This is a genomic window from Streptomyces sp. NPDC012637 (assembly GCF_042954805.1).
In the GTDB taxonomy this organism is placed as follows: Bacteria; Actinomycetota; Actinomycetes; order Streptomycetales; family Streptomycetaceae; genus Streptomyces.
The window spans coordinates 1,083,678-1,098,464 of sequence record NZ_JBIBDS010000001.1 but is presented as its reverse complement, the minus strand read 5'-3'; the positions used below and the strand labels follow the sequence as shown (position 1 = coordinate 1,098,464).

Here is a 14,787-nt window from a genome sequence, read left to right as displayed (position 1 = left end):
CGCGGTCGTCGCCTCGTGGGCCCTACGGGACAACTCGGCGGGGCTCGCGGTGGACATCGCTCGGTGGGTCCTCTGATCCCACCCCGTACAGACTGATCCGTTCTTTCGCAGGTCACTCATGCTGCGCCTGCTGTTCGGCGTGGACCGGCAGACCACCACCCGGCCACCCCCGTGGCGTGGCCCCTGCCCGCCGAGCGCGGGTGCGCCGTCGGCTGCTGGGTGTTCCCGTCGTTGAGCTCACTGCCTCGAGTCCCGCGCCGACCTGGGCCGGCATGACGGGCTCTCCCCGAGCGTGCCCCCGATGCGTGCGGGTTCGGCATTCCGCGGGACCAGTCCGCGCTCCACGGGAGCGGTCCGTGCCCAGGGGGCCGACAGCGTTCGAAAGGGACCGAAGGGCCCATTGCCGGGCGTCCCGCAAGGGAGCCAGCGTGGAAGGTGCCGCACCTTGGGCGGACGCATTCCCCCCGCCCCGGGACGTACTGCCGAGGAGGAGCGATGAGGAGCGACTTTCCCGTCCACCCGGAGCTCGGCACCGTCGTCGTGGGGGTCGACGGCTCCCCGTCCGCTCGGACGGCCGCCCTGTGGGCCGCCGACGAGGCGGCGCGGCGCGGCCAGTCCCTGTGCCTCGTGCACGCCGCCGACACCGACCGGCGCGCCCTGTTCGTCCGTGCGGAGACTCTTCAGGCGATACGCGAGGCGGGTCGCGACCTGCTCGACGAGACGGCCGTCGCAGTCCAGAAAGATCACCCCGACCTGACCGTGGTCAAGGAACTCAGCAAACTGGAGCCGGTGGCCGGACTCACCTCCACCGCCGGCCGCCGGGGCACGATCGTGGTGGGAAACCGGGGTCTCGGCGGGTTCGCCGCGCTGATGCTGGGTTCCGTCGGGCTGGGTGTCGCCGCTCGCGCCACTGTCCCGGTGATCGTCGTGCGTGACCACGGGGACCGGCCGGAGACCGGCGTGGTGACCGCGGCCGTGCACGGCGCCTCCGACCTCAGCTGGCTGCGCGTCGCGGCGGCCGAGGCCGAAGCACGCAAGGCCTCGTTGAGACTGCTGAGCGTGTGGAACGTGCTCACCCACGTCGGCAGCGTCGTGACCATGCTCGACGACCTCGACGAGATCGCCCGGACACGGGTCCGGGAGATGAGGGAGATCGCCGATCGCCTGAGGCACGACCACCCGGAACTTGACGTCAGCCACCACGTCGAGACGGGCACCAGCACCCCGGGCATCCTGATCGACGCCAGCGCCCACGCGGACCTTCTCATGATGGGCACCGAGCACCGTGCCCTGGGCGTGGCGCCGACACTCGGACGGGTCGCCCACGTCGTGCTGCACCACGCCCACTGCCCCGTGCAGATCGTCCCGTCCGGCTTCACGGACTGGGAGCGCCGGGAGGAGCAGTGAACGAGATCGTGCATGGAGTCGATCCGCGCGATCCGTCGATCCCCGCGCTCGTCTGGGCCGCTGAGGAAGCCGTACGTCGCGGACTGCGGCTGCGTCTCGTCGTCGCCGTGCCCCCGGCCCACGATCGACTGCGTCACGACGTGGGTGGTCACCTGAGCGCTCTGCGACTCCGGGCCGAATCGGCGCTCGCCAATGCCGAGGACCTGGTGCGCGAGCTGCGCCCCGGGCCGCCGACCCAGGCGGAACTCGTCGACGGGAACCCAGCGGAGGTTCTCGTGGCCAGGACGCCGTACGCCGATCTGGCCGTGGTCGGCTCACGGCACCTGGGCCGTGTCGCCGAGGTCCTCAGCGAGGGGTCCGTGGTCGTCCCGCTCACCGCGCGCGCCGAATGTCCCGTCGTCGTGGTCGGGGAACCGGCGCACCCCGCCGTCCATCCGCCGTTCATCGTCGTCGGCGTGGACGGCAGTAGCGGCTGCCGGGCGGCCGTCGCCTTCGCCGTGGCGGAGGCGAGCCTGCGCGAGGCACGACTGCGCGCCCTCCGGGTCTGGTCCCGCCCTCTGCATGCCCGCGACGACGTCGCCCAGAGGCTGTCCGAACGCCGTCGGCTGCTCGCCGAGTCGCTGGCGGGCTGGGCCGAGCGGTACCCAGACGTCGACATCGAGCAGGAGATCGTACGCGGCCACCCCGTCGAGGAGCTCACCCGCGCTTCCCAGGAAGCCCTTGCGCTCGTCGTCGGCCGAGGGGGCCAAGGCGACGACTCCGCCACAAGGCTCAGCTCCACGGTCCGCGGCCTCCTGCACGGAGCGGCCTGCCCCGTCATCACCGTCCCACCGCCCCGGGCGACAGGGACGGTCGGCACCGCGCACAGGGCCGACCGGGCCCGGTCGCGCACGGACCGCCCGGCCCCCTCCGATTGATCCCCTCGGCTCTGGGGTGGCTCCCTTGCCCACGGGAGAGTGGGAGGACGACAGTCCCTCGGACCGTGGTCCGGGCCCGGAGAGGTGAGGACGATGCAGCACATCCGGATCCACCGGCGGCCCCAGCCGCCCCGCCGGCCCAGCCCCCTCGACCTGCGGACGCCGTCCGGCCGCCCGCTCCCGTACTGAGACCTCGGTCAGAGCCGTGGCGGACGTGGAGGACATCGTGAGCGCCATCAGGGAATCGGAGTCCAGGGTTGTGCCCTTCACCGTGCTCGGCCGCACGGATGTCGGCCGGGTCGGCGGCAAGAACGCCTCCCTGGGGGAGCTGACCACCCGGCTCGGCGCGGCGGGCATCCGTGTACCACCGGGCTTCGCCACCACCGCCGAGGCGTACCGTGAGCTACTCGCCGGCCATGGGCTGCGCGAGGCGATCGAGGAGCAGACCGGACGCCTCCACGACGGCGCACCGCTCGAAGAGGTCGGCGCCGCTATCCGCTCCCTCCTCCTCGCCGAACCCCTGCCCGACCCCCTGCGGGACCAGATCGTCGGCGCCTACCGGCAACTGGCCGAGGAGTGCGGCCGGACCGATCCGGACGTGGCGGTCCGCTCCAGTGCCACCGCCGAGGACCTGCCCGAGGCGAGCTTCGCCGGCCAGCAGGAGACGTACCTCAACGTGCGAGGCGCCGGCCGGCTCCTGGACGCGTGCCGACGCTGCTTCGCCTCCCTGTTCACCGACCGGGCCATCGACTACCGCGAACGCATGGGCTACGACCACCTCGCCGTCGCCCTCTCGATCGGCGTCCAGCTCATGGTCCGCTCCGACCTCGCCGGCGCCGGCGTCGCCTTCACCCTCGATCCGGAGAGCGGTTTCCCGGACGTCATCGTTGTCAGCGCAGCCTGGGGCCTGGGGGAGACCGTCGTCAGCGGTCAGGTCGACCCCGACGAGTACACCGTCTTCAAGCCGAGCCTCAAGGACCCCGCGCTCGATCCACTCATCGACCTGCGGATCGGGGCGAAGCGCCTCAAGGCCGTCTACGCCGAGGACGGTCTGACCCGGACCGTCGACACCCCCGACGCAGAACGCAACGCACGTGTCCTCGACGACGCCGAGGTACGTGTCCTGGCCGAGTGGGCCGCGGCCATCGAGCAGCACTACGGCTGCCCCATGGACCTCGAATGGGCCAAGGACGGCCTCACCGGCGAGCTCTGGATCGTCCAGGCCCGCCCCGAGACCGTTCAGTCCCGACGCCGCGCCACGACCCTGCGCCGCTGCCGTCTGACCGCCACCCCCGTGCCCAGCCCGCTCGTCGAGGGCATCGCCGTGGGCGAGGCGATCGGCCAGGGACCCGTCGTCGCTCTCGACGTGCCGGTCGACCTCGACCGCTTCCCACCCGGCGGCGTCCTCGTCACCGCCGTCACCGACCCCGACTGGGAACCCGTGATGAAACGGGCCTCCGCGATCGTCACCGACCACGGCGGCCGCACCTCGCACGCCGCCATCGTCAGCCGGGAACTCGGCGTCCCCGCCGTCGTCGGCACCGGCGACGGAACGCGTCGTCTGCGCGACGGCATGCAGGTGACGGTCTCGTGTGCCGAGGGGCAGCGGGGCCGGGTGTACGAGGGATCGCTGCCGTACGAAGAGACCGAGACCGACCTCGCGGACCTGCCCGTCACACGCACGCAGGTCATGCTCAACCTGGCCGACCCGTCGGCCGCCTTCCGCTGGTGGCGACTGCCCGCGGACGGGGTGGGCCTCGCCCGGCTGGAGTTCATCGTCGCCCACCAGGTGAAGGTCCACCCCATGGCCCTGCTGCACCCCGAACGCCTCGACGCCCACGACCGGCACCTGATCGAACGCCTCACCGAGGGCTACCTCGACCGCGGGCAGTACTTCGTCGACCGCCTCGCCCGGGGCATCGCCAGGATCGCCGCCTCCCGCTGGCCCGCCCCCGTCATCGTGCGCACCAGTGACTTCAAGACCAACGAGTACGCCAAACTCCTCGGCGGACGCCCCTTCGAACCCGACGAGGCCAACCCGATGATCGGCTGGCGCGGCGCGAGCCGCTACTACAGCCCCGGGTACCGCGAGGGCTTCGCCCTCGAATGCCGGGCGCTGCGCCGGGTCCGCGACGAGATGGGCCTGACCAACGTCGTCGTCATGATCCCGTTCTGCCGCACCCTCGGCGAGGCCGACCGGGTGCTCGGCGTGATGGCGGAAGAAGGGCTGGTGCGCGGCGAGAACGGGCTGCACGTCTACGTCATGGCGGAGATACCGGCCAACATCATCCTCGCCGATGAGTTCGCGGTGCGGTTCGACGGCTTCTCGATCGGTAGCAACGACCTCACCCAGCTCACCCTCGGCATCGACCGCGACTCCGAGGCCCTCGCCGATGTCTTCGACGAGCGGGACCCCGCCGTCGTCCGCAGTATCGGGCTCCTCGCCGCACGCGCCCACGCGGCCGACCGGCCGGTCGGCCTCTGCGGCCAGCGCCCCAGCGACGACCCTGGATTCACCGCGCTCCTTGTCCGCGCCCGACTGAATTCGATCTCGGTGGCGCCCGACAGCTTCCCCACCGTGAAACGGACCGTGGCTGAGGCGGAGTCCGCCCTTGACGACGCCGTCGCGACCACGTCGTACGGAGACCCTCCATGACTGAGTCCCGCAGAGCCCTGGTCAGCGTTTTCGACACTTAGTGACGTCTGCAGCGGCTCATACGCGCCACGCCACCGACCGGCAGCCGACGCGACGCGTCCCGGGCGCGGGAGGACGTACGGCCGAAGAACCGAGGCGATGGGGACTCCACACCAGCGGGCTCCGGCTCGCCTGGGCTCCGCACCCCGCTGGCCCCCGGTGCCGAGTTCGCTCATCCGGCACCTTTGGGTGTCGCGGCCATGAATGACGGTTCGCCACAGCGACGTCCAGGCCAGTGCGTCCAGCGGTGCCGGCCCCGCCGTCGCCGTCCTCAGTCGTCGTACCGCAGCCGGTCGACGACACCCGCGACGCCGTCCACGCTGCCGCAGAGCCGCATGACGACCGGTCCCAGGCCGCGGCGCGGCAGAACGCCGCTGAGGGTGACCACTCCGTCGGCGACCTCGACGTTCACCGCGGAGGCAGGCAGACGCAGGGTGTGGGTGAGGACGTCTTCGACGATCTCCTCCTGGATCGCACGATCGCGGCGCAGGAAGAGCTGGACCAGGTCGCTGCGGCTCAGGACCCCCACAACCGCTCCCTCCTCGTCCACGACCGGCAGCCGCTTGACGCCCTGCCGGTCCATGACCCGGGCCGCGCGCACCACGCTCCACTCGGGCCGTGCCACCACGGCGGGGCTCGTCATGAGCTCCCCGGCGGTGCCTGCCCCTGCGCCGACCGCCTGGCGGCGGACGAGATCGCGTTCGGAGACCACGCCGAGCGGGTGGTTCTCCTCGGTGACGACGCACACGGCGGTGATGCCGAACTCGTCGAGCAGCCTGGCGATCTCCTTCAAGGAAGTGTCGGGGCGGACGCTCACCGCCGTGGGGGTCATCAGATCGGCGACGCTGCGGTGCCTCATGGCGTGTCACTCCCGATCGCGGCGGCGATGCGCCGCCTCACCTCGTTCGTCAGGGCCGCCAGACGTGGTGACACGGAGGTCACCGGCGCCCGCGGTTCGTCGATGCGGCGTGCCGCCTCCGGTACCTGTTCGAGGTCCGTCTCGAAACGGGCGCGCGTGGAGGCGAGGGAGGGGGGCGGCCCGATCCGGCGACCGTTCCGCATCACGGTGTGCGGCAGTGGTTCCGCGCCGGCCGGGACCGGCTCGTCGCGCAGTCCGATGACGTCCACGAGGTCCGGCCGGCGGAAGACCTGCTCGCGTGCGGGGGCGGTGACCTTGCGGGATGACAGCTTCATGACCGGCCGTCCGTCGTACGCGACGAGCTCGTAGGCCGCGTCGAGGTACGGGGCGTCGGCCGATACCCCCACCTTCGTTCCGACGGCGTACACGTCGATCGATGCTCCGGACCGTACGAGCGCGTCGACCACGTGGCAGGGGATCGCATGCCCTCGCGGAGGTAGGAGAGGGCCATGGTGACCTCGTAAAAGGTCGGTGGTCGTCACGTTCGACACGCCACTCAGCTCCCGTCGTGTCCGTACGCTGCGGGGCATCACCACACATCCACGGCTGCCTCCCACCCCTGTTGCCTCGCGCCGTTCTCGGGCACACGTGCTGTGCCCGCCTGTGATTGCCCTTCCAACTCGGCCGACCGCGGAAGGACATCGCTTGCGCGAAGTCGGGCGTCCTCGACGAGCGAGGGACGACGAGGTCACCGGTCGCCTCATCGGGACGGTGAAGTCCCATTGCGCTCCGTCCTCCGGTGGTCGGTTCGCTGGGGAACCAGAGCAGTGCTCCCTCACCTTCACGTTCCTCGCGGCTGCTGTCACCGGAACAGGGCCGAACGGTCCTGAGCCGGGGCCTAACGGTGCCCGGCCGGCGCCGCTTACGGGTGCGGCGTGCTGGCCCATGGAATGACGGTGACAGTGTCGACGCTCCGGAGGGCGCCAGGTACGGAGGATGTCGCTACCGTGGCTGTCGGTGTGGGAGGTGTTGCGCATCGTGCTCGTGTGCTTGGGCGGCGATCACCGCGGCTTGTACACGCCGCTCGACGCCCAGTTTGTCGAGGAGCCGGGAGATGTGGTTCTTGACTGTCTTTTCCGACAGGTACAGACGCTTGGCGATCTCGTGATTGGTCAGTCCCTCGCCGACCAGGTCGAGCACCGCGTGTTCGCGCTCCGTCAGCACCGCCAGGCGCTCGTCCTCCGGCGGCTTCCCAGCCTGAGGGTCGCGCAGGGCGCCCATGAGGCGAGCCGTGGTGGCTGGATCGAGCATCGACGCGCCCGTGGCCACCGTCCGTATCGCTGCGATCAGATCGGAGCCCTTGACCTGCTTGAGGACGTAGCCGGCGGCACCCGCCATGATCGCGTCCAGCAGAGCCTCCTCGTCGTCGAACGAGGTCAGCATCAGACAGGTGAGCGCCGGTATCCGGGAACGAAGTTCGCGGCACACCGAGACGCCGTTCCCGTCAGGCAGCCGTACGTCGAGAACGGCGACGTCGGGTCGCAGCGCCGGCCCGCGGGCCAGGGCTTGCTCCGCCGACGATGCCTCCCCGACCACCTCCATGTCCGGCTCGGCGTCGACCAGGTCACGCACGCCTCGGAGTACGACCTCGTGGTCGTCCACGAGGAAGACCCGGGCGGGTGGCGTGGGTACCTCGGTCATGCCGGATCCCAGTCGACGGACGGTTGAGAACCTGTGCCCCGATTGTCTCAGGAGCATCGATCGCGCACACGGTGGAAGCGGCCGGCTCGTCCGGCGTCAGCGCGGCCCACCCGTGTTACCCCGCTGCGAGCGACCCCGAAGGGTGCGGGTGCGTTCGTCGTCCTTGGGTGCGACTCTTGGAGGGCGTCTGTCTCTGCTCACGGCGCGCAGCCGGATCCCCGCGAGCCCGGGCTCGACTCCGGGCGTTCGGGGCAATCCGATCGGCGTGGCCGTCCTAGCCCCCGCCCTCAGGTCGTCCACAGGCACGAGAAGTGTTCTGGGAAGGGGAGAGAACAGTGGGAGCTCTGACCACCCCTGTCGCCCGGCCACGGGGGCTCTACGACCGTGAGGCCGAGTGGGACCAGCTTGTCGCATTCGTCGACGACCCGCGTCCCGGGCCCGCGATCGGTGTCGTCACCGGCCCACGGGGGCACGGCAAGTCGTTTCTTCTCAAAGCCCTGGCCCGCGCGACGGGCGGGTTCTACTTCTGCGGTCAGGAAGCCGCTCAGGCGGAGACCCTACGCGCGCTCGCCCAGCAGTACTCGCGCCATGCCGATCTCGCACGGGCACCTCACTGGACGGGATGGCGGGACGCGCTGCTCACGCTGGCGGTCTCGGGGCGCGGACCGGCCGCGCTGGTCGTCATCGACGGATTTCCCGAGGTCGTGCGCCAGAGCCCAGGCCTCCCTGCCGCGATCAGCGAGGTGTGTCACCGGCTGGGTGACGGCCCAGGCAGTTCCTCCCGGATCCGGCTTCTGCTGTGCGGCAGCACGACACCGGTGATGAGACGACTGCTCAGCGCCTCCGACAGGTGGGTGGACCAGGTCGTGGAGATGGCACCCCTGGACTTCCGGCAGGCGCGAGACCTGTGGGCGATCGAGGACGTCGCGCTCGCGCTGCGCGTTCACGCCGTCGTCGGCGGCAGCGCGGCCTTCCGCTTCGACCCCGCGGGCGACCGACCCCCTGCCGGTTTCGCCGACTTCGACCGGTGGATACGCGAGTGCGTGCTCAGCCCACGGCTGCCGCTGTTCTGGAAGGCCGGGCACCTCCTGGACTGTGTGCCGGACGGCGTGGACGTCGCCGCATGCCACTCCACCGTGGCCGCGCTCGCAGGCGGCCGCTCCACGCCCGCGGAGATCGCCGACTTCCTCGACCGGCCGGCGACGGACGTGCCGCACATCCTGTCCCACCTCGAAGCACGCGGCCTGATACACGGCGAGCCCGACGCCTTCCAGCCCGGGCTGATCCACTACCGCATCACCGAACCGCTGCTGGCCTTCGACCACGCCGTGATCCGCCCCCACCGCTCCGACCTCGTGGACGCGGATGACACGGCGATCGACGAGATCTGGCGGTCGGCCCGGTCTGCGTTCGAGAGAGACGTGGCGGCCCCGCACTTCGCGCAGATCTGCCGGGAATGGGCGGTCCGGTTCGCCCCGGCGGAGAGCCTCGGAGACACACCGGCATCCGCCTCGTCGGGCTCCCTCCCCCATACCAGCGGCCCTCATGTCGGCGGCTCCCATGCCGCCGGTCAGCCGGCGATCATCGATGTCGTGGTGCGCGGTCGCCAAGCCAGCCGCCCCGGTCCGCTGCTGTCGATCGGCATGGTCTCCTGGACGCACCCCATGGACACGCTCCACGTCGAACGGCTGCGTGGCTATCTGGCGCAGCTCGCCGCTCTCGGCGAGGACATCGGCCGGACCCGCCTCGCCTGCTACGGAGCCGCAGGGTTCAGCCCCCGACTCCGCGCCGCCGAGGCGGACGGGGAGGTGCTTCTCGTATCGCCCGAGCGGCTGTACGGCGACGGACAGTGGCCGCGCAAGGCGCAGGAAGGAGGACGTCCGTGACCGGATCGGCACAGCCGTCGCGCACGGGGGAGACCAGGGCCGAAGCGCGGTCCGATCGACAGGAGATCCCGAGTGACGTACTCCCCGCGCAGAGCGTGGCGGCGTATATCCCGGTGAAGAAGTTCAGGGCACGTCCCAGGCGACCGGTGCACACCGTTCGAGTGAGCGCCCTCTTCCTCTGACGACCCGGGACCGCTCCAGAGGAAGCCGGAAACCATCCATGACGGAGGGGGCGGAAGGAGGAGGCGGCCATGACGACCGCACGCGAGATCATGCACACCGGCGCCGTCTGCGTACAGGAGAACGAGACTCTCGTGGACGCAGCGCAGCGCATGAGCGAACTCGGCATCGGCGCCCTGCCCATCTGCGGGCCGGACAACCGGCTGCACGGAATGATCACCGACCGCGACATCGTGGTGAAGTGCCTCGCCAAGGACAAGGACCCGCACCACATGACGGCCGGACACCTCGCCCAGGGCAAACCGGTCACCGTGGACGCCGATGCCGACAGCGAGCAGGTTCTCCAGACGATGCGAGAGCACCGCATCCGTCGTGTCCCTGTGATCGACGACCACCGGCTCGTCGGCATGATCAGCGAAGCGGACCTCGCCAGGCACCTGGACGAGCAGCAGGTCGGGAAGTTCGTCGAGGCCGTCTGTGCCTGACACGACCACGGCACAAGGCCACTGCCGGTAGGGACGGTGGCTGGTCCCCGGTGGGAACGAGGGATGCGGGGACCAGCCCCGACCGTGTCCTGGCACGCGAGCTGAGCCACCGGCTCCGGGCTCCGGCGATCGGTTCGCGTCGCCGGTCCACCGCAGCACGATCATCTGCCGGTCGGCTGATCTGTGGCCGCCGAGCGTCGACGGGGAGGCTTGAGACGGGGCTGAGCGGAGGAGAACCGTGAGTGGTCTGGTGATCGTGGGAGCGGACGGCTCGGCGTCGAGCCTCGTCGCAGTGGAGGCGGCGGCCCGGGAGGCCCGGTGGCGAGATGCGGTGCTGCGGATCGTGCACGCCTTCCACTGGCCGGCGGCGCGTGTGCCGCTGTGGGGTGCCCTGCCGATGCCGGACGAGGGTGAGGTCCGGAAGATGGCCGAGGGCCTGCTGGCCGAGGCGGTGGAACGCGCCAGGACGGTGGCGCCTTCGATGGACGTCACCCATGCCGTGGTGACGGGGGATCCGGTGACGGTCCTTGAGGCGCAGTCGCGCGCGGCGGAGCTGGTGGTCGTCGGGTCCCGGGGCATGGGAGGCCTTGTCGGGCTCATGGTGGGCTCCACGGCGGTGCGGCTCGCGGCTCACGGTCGGTGTCCCGTGCTCGTCGTGCGGGACTCGCCGGAGCCGGCCGGGCCGATCGTGCTGGCGGTCGACGGTTCCCGGTCGGGCGCGGCGGCGGTGGACTTCGCCTTCGAGGAGGCCGCGCTGCGCGGCGTCGGCCTGGTCGCCCTGCATGCCTGGACCACGTGGAACGCCCCCGTGCCTCCGCCGCAGGATCCCGCCCAACCGTACGCGAGCGCACCGGGCATGCTCGCCCAGGCCGAGGAGCGTCTGCTCGCCGAGGCGCTCGCGGGTCAGCGGGAGAGGTACCCGGACATCCCGGTCGAGTCCCGTGCCGTGCACGGCGCTACGCGCGAGGCTCTGATCGAGGCGAGCGGCAGCGCGCAGCTCCTGGTCGTCGGTGCTCGGGGCCGCGGTGGTTTCAGCGGCTTGCTGCTGGGCTCGGTGAGCCAGGCGGTGCTGCATCACGCGCACTGCCCGGTTGCTGTGGTGCGCCGGCCGGGCGAGGGCTGACCCCGTGACTCTTCCGGCGGTCTGTTTGGACGACCGCCGGGCCAGGACGCGGTTCGAGGCGACAGCTCGGGCGGGGGTGGCGAGACTGGAAACGAAGTGAGAGAGGAGGTCGCCTGATGCGACTGCGGACCTTCCTCGCACGGTTCCGGCTGGTGGGCGCGCCCGGTGCGGCCGTCGCTGCGGTGCCTGCCGACCGGACGGGCGATCCCGCCGCGGAACTCGATCCGGTGCTCGCCCGGCTCGCGGGAGCGCAGGAGGAGGCGTCGGAGATCCGCGCCAGAGCCGGGGACGAGGCCGCGGCCCTCGTACGGGAGGCGGCCCGGCAGGCCGCCGGCATCGTGGCCGATGCCCAGGAGCAGGCAGGTCGGGTGCGGGCGGAAGCCGTGGCTTCCGCGTTGGCCGCGGCTCGCCGCGAGGAGACCGCCCTTCTCGCGGCCGGCCGGAGCGCGGCGGAGCAGGTGCGCACGCGGGCCGCCGTGCGGATCCCCGGTCTCGCCGACCGTGTCGCCGAGTACGCTCTCGGACGCCTCGACACCACGGGGAGCGACGAGTGGGCGCCGGGTGGGTCGCCGGTGTGATCAGGGCCAGGGCTCTGACGTCCCGGCGGATGGGTGCCGCCGCCGCCCGGGAGCTGGCCGCGAGCGCGTCCCTCGGGCATGCGCTGCGCAGCCTGGCCGGCTCGCCCTACCGAGAGGCCGCTGCGGCGGACTCCTCGCTCGCCGACGCGCAACGCGAGGTTGCCTCGGCGCTCCTGTGGAATCTGCGGGTCCTCGCGGGATGGCAGCCACCCGCCGGAGCGCGCCTGCTGCGGCCGCTCGCGGCAGGCTTCGAGATCGCCAACGTCGAGGCACTCCTGAAGTCCTTCACTGGCGCGTCGCCCCCTCCGCGGGCCTACCGTCTCGGTGCGCTCGGCACGGCGTGGCGGCGTCTCGAACGGGCCGATTCCGCAGTTGCCGTCCGCCGGGTCCTCGCTGCCTCGCCCTGGGGTGATCCCGGTGCCGCCACCGCCTGGGGCGTGAGCGTCGGCATGCGGATGGCTGCCGCCGCGCGGACCGCGGAGGTGGGGCCCGCACGCACCTGGGCCGAGGGCAGGGCAGCCTTGCTGACGGCCCGTGAGCTGTTCGTCCACGGCCGCGACCTGCCGACACCCGTACGGCACCGCGCGGCGGACGTCCTGGGAGACCGGGCCCTGAAAGCAGCCGGCTTCCGCGAATTCCGCGACCGGCTGTCCGCCGGAGCCCGATGGGCCGTGGAGGGCGTCGGCGACCCGGCGGACCTGTGGCGGGCGGAGGCGCGCTGGTGGGCGGTCCTGGGCCGGGACGCGGAGGGCATGCTGCGCGGCTCCGCGTACGGCCCCGTCCCGCTGGTGGGCGCGGTGGCCGCGCTGTCCGTGGACGCGTGGCGCGTACGAGCGGCTCTGGAGCTCGCGGCGCACGGCGGAGGGCCCATGGAGGTCTTCGATGACCTGGTCGGTTGAGCACCTTCTGCCGGTACGGATGCGGCGCGTGGCCCTCGTTGTCCCGTCCGCCGCGATGCGGGACACCCTCGTACGCATCGCCGACGAAGGCTGCGTCGATCTCGACCGGCCGGGGAGCGGGGAGTCCGCCGGGGCGGCCGCGGCATCGCGGGGGCTCCCGTCCGGCCCGGGTCCCGGAGCGAAGCTCGCGCCGACCACCCCCGACGTCGACGCGCTGCGACAGGCACGTCGCGAGGACCTGCTGGCCGGTGAGGCACAACTGGCGGCCATCGACCGGATCGCTGTCCGGCGCGGAGAGGTCGCGGCCCTGGCGGGCTGGTGCCCCGCCACGGACGTGCCACGGCTGGCCTCACGCCTTGCCACCGTGGGAGCCGCCTTGGTCGTCCTCCCGACACCGCGCGGGGTGGAACCGCCGACTCTGCTGCGAGGCTCCCGGGGAACGGCGGACTCCTTCGCGCGTCTTGTGACCACCTATGGCACGGTGCCCTACCGGGACGTGGACCCGTCGTGGCCCTCCGGTGTCATCTTCGTCGTGATGTTCGGAGTCATGTTCGGGGACGCCGGATACGGCCTGCTTCTTCTCCTCCTGGCTCTTGCGCTGCGTCGCGGTTTCCCTCCTTTCCTCGCGCGATACCGCCGGATCTGGCCCTTCCTCGCCGGGGCCGGCACGGCCACCGTCCTGGCGGGCATCGCGTACGGGGAGTTCTTCGGACCGACCAGGATCCTGCCCGTCCTGTGGCTGGATCCGCTCGACTCGCCGGAGCGGCTGCTGACCGCCTCGATCGTGTTCGGCGGGGTACTCCTCGCGCTCGCCTACCTGGCGGGGACGGTCAACCGATGGCGCGAGGGCGGACCGGTGCGTGCTGTGTACGCCTCGTCCGGCTTCGCCGGCTTCGCCGTGTACCTGTCCCTCGCCTTCATGGGCGCCGGGTTGTACCTGGACCAGCGGACGTACGTCGTCGCGGGGGCCGTACTCGCCCCCCTGGGCCTGCTGCTCGCGGGCGCGGGGTTCCTCGCCGCCACGCCCGGCGGCGCGGCGGGCGTGGCGGAGACCGGCGTGCGCCTCTTCGAGGTCGTCGTGCGGGCCGGCACGAACACCGTCTCCTTCGCCCGGCTGGCGGCCTTCGGCCTGACCCACGCGGCGCTGGCGCACCTCATCTGGCAGGGAACCACCGGTCTGGCACGCCAGGGGCCCGGGCCGCTGGTGGCAGCTGTCGTTCTCTTCACCGTCGCCACGGCCGCCGCGTTCGCCCTGGAGGCAATGATCGCCGGAGTCCAGGCCCTCCGGCTGGAGTTCTACGAACTGTTCTCACGGGTCTTCGAGGCGCAGGGACGCCCGTTCCGCCCCTGGCACGTGCCCCTGGCCGACCCGGAGGTGACCACATGATCGCCTGGCTGATCGCACTCCCCTTCCTCGCCGCCGGATTCTGGGCCTTCCGCACGCTCGCCCGACGCGACGGGAAACGCTCCGTCCGATGGTTCCTGGTATCGAACCTGCTGATGCTGATGGGAGCACTCGCCCTCCTGGTCATGGGCCTCGCCGGGGTCGCGCTCGGCGCGCCCGCCCAGGCCGCTGCGGCCGAACCCAACGGGACCGCCCTCATCGCCGCAGCCATCGCGGTGGCCGGGGCGTCGATCGGCGCGGCCGTGGCCGTCGCCTACACCGGCGCCGCCGCGCTGGCCGCGCTCAGTGAACGGCCCGAACTCTTCGGCCGGGCGATGGTCATCGTGGGACTCGCGGAGGGCATCGCCGTCTACGGTCTCGTGGTCGCCATCCTGTTGATCGGAAAGGCGTGAGAGATGGGGACTGTCGCGGCCGTAGGTGAGCACATGAGAGTGCGCGGACTCGCCCTGGCCGGCGTTGACGTGTTCGAGGCGGAGCGTGCGAAGGACGTACGCGAGGCCTGGTGGTCGCTTCCGGACGACGTGTCCCTCGTGATCCTCACCCCTGCGGCGGCCGAGGCTCTGGGACCAGAGCTGCCCGACCCCCGGTTCCTCACGGCGGTGATGCCGTTGTGATCGCGAGGCGGCCCCGCCCCGGCCGGCGGGCACGGCTG

General features: G+C 71.8%; 13 protein-coding genes and 1 pseudogene. 11 read left to right on the top strand and 3 right to left on the bottom strand.

The window, feature by feature from the left end:
* Positions 1 to 495 precede the first annotated feature (495 nt).
* From ACFY8W_RS05040 to ppsA, 3 genes are all read left to right on the top strand, one after another.
* Positions 496 to 1,407, top strand: coding sequence for a universal stress protein (locus ACFY8W_RS05040; RefSeq protein WP_391100340.1), 912 nt, complete (start codon positions 496 to 498; stop codon positions 1,405 to 1,407).
* Entirely contained in the window at positions 1,404 to 2,324 is a 921-nt protein-coding gene (locus tag ACFY8W_RS05035) for a universal stress protein (RefSeq protein ID WP_391100338.1), read from the top strand. Before ACFY8W_RS05040 ends, ACFY8W_RS05035 begins: the two co-directional genes overlap by 4 nt.
* Positions 2,325 to 2,550: 226 nt before the next feature.
* Complete coding sequence (gene ppsA / locus ACFY8W_RS05030; protein WP_391100335.1) at positions 2,551 to 4,980, top strand: phosphoenolpyruvate synthase; 2,430 nt, start codon at positions 2,551 to 2,553, stop codon at positions 4,978 to 4,980.
* A gap of 310 nt (positions 4,981 to 5,290) precedes the next feature.
* Here ppsA and ACFY8W_RS05025 read toward each other — a convergent pair whose 3' ends face one another.
* The 3 genes and pseudogenes from ACFY8W_RS05025 to ACFY8W_RS05015 all read right to left on the bottom strand — a co-directional run bounded on the left by ACFY8W_RS05025 (position 5,291) and on the right by ACFY8W_RS05015 (position 7,579).
* A complete protein-coding gene (locus tag ACFY8W_RS05025; RefSeq protein WP_391100333.1) occupies positions 5,291 to 5,878 on the bottom strand; it encodes a CBS domain-containing protein in 588 nt (195 codons plus the stop codon).
* Positions 5,875 to 6,348 (bottom strand): annotated as a pseudogene (locus tag ACFY8W_RS05020) (nicotinate phosphoribosyltransferase); the annotation flags it as partial. The pseudogene ACFY8W_RS05020 and the gene ACFY8W_RS05025, both read right to left, overlap by 4 nt.
* 532 nt (positions 6,349 to 6,880) lie before the next feature.
* Positions 6,881 to 7,579, bottom strand: a complete 699-nt coding sequence (locus tag ACFY8W_RS05015; RefSeq protein ID WP_391100330.1) for a response regulator — start codon at positions 7,577 to 7,579, stop codon at positions 6,881 to 6,883.
* Positions 7,580 to 7,914: 335 nt separating this feature from the next.
* On the opposite strand from ACFY8W_RS05015, the gene ACFY8W_RS05010 reads away from it, so the two are divergent.
* From ACFY8W_RS05010 to ACFY8W_RS04975, 8 genes are all read left to right on the top strand, one after another.
* Positions 7,915 to 9,465 carry an ATP-binding protein gene (locus tag ACFY8W_RS05010; protein ID WP_391100327.1) on the top strand — a complete coding sequence of 517 codons (1,551 nt, stop codon included), beginning with the start codon at positions 7,915 to 7,917 and terminating at the stop codon, positions 9,463 to 9,465.
* 251 nt (positions 9,466 to 9,716) lie between these two features.
* Positions 9,717 to 10,130 (top strand): CBS domain-containing protein, encoded by a 414-nt coding sequence (locus ACFY8W_RS05005; RefSeq protein ID WP_391100325.1) that lies wholly within the window; start codon positions 9,717 to 9,719, stop codon positions 10,128 to 10,130.
* A gap of 238 nt (positions 10,131 to 10,368) precedes the next feature.
* Complete coding sequence (locus ACFY8W_RS05000; RefSeq protein ID WP_391100322.1) at positions 10,369 to 11,253, top strand: universal stress protein; 885 nt, start codon at positions 10,369 to 10,371, stop codon at positions 11,251 to 11,253.
* 116 nt (positions 11,254 to 11,369) lie between these two features.
* Positions 11,370 to 11,831 carry a hypothetical protein gene (locus ACFY8W_RS04995; RefSeq protein ID WP_391100320.1) on the top strand — a complete coding sequence of 154 codons (462 nt, stop codon included), beginning with the start codon at positions 11,370 to 11,372 and terminating at the stop codon, positions 11,829 to 11,831.
* Positions 11,804 to 12,730, top strand: coding sequence for a hypothetical protein (locus tag ACFY8W_RS04990; protein WP_391100317.1), 927 nt, complete (start codon positions 11,804 to 11,806; stop codon positions 12,728 to 12,730). Before ACFY8W_RS04995 ends, ACFY8W_RS04990 begins: the two co-directional genes overlap by 28 nt.
* Positions 12,714 to 14,117, top strand: a complete 1,404-nt coding sequence (locus ACFY8W_RS04985; protein ID WP_391100314.1) for a V-type ATPase 116kDa subunit family protein — start codon at positions 12,714 to 12,716, stop codon at positions 14,115 to 14,117. The genes ACFY8W_RS04990 and ACFY8W_RS04985 overlap by 17 nt, the downstream gene beginning before the upstream one ends.
* The gene (locus ACFY8W_RS04980; protein WP_391100312.1) at positions 14,114 to 14,527 is read left to right on the top strand and encodes an ATP synthase subunit C; all 414 of its coding nucleotides are present in this window, start codon (positions 14,114 to 14,116) and stop codon (positions 14,525 to 14,527) included. Before ACFY8W_RS04985 ends, ACFY8W_RS04980 begins: the two co-directional genes overlap by 4 nt.
* Before the next feature lie 33 nt (positions 14,528 to 14,560).
* Positions 14,561 to 14,749 (top strand): hypothetical protein, encoded by a 189-nt coding sequence (locus ACFY8W_RS04975; protein ID WP_391100309.1) that lies wholly within the window; start codon positions 14,561 to 14,563, stop codon positions 14,747 to 14,749.
* Positions 14,750 to 14,787: the final 38 nt, after the last annotated feature.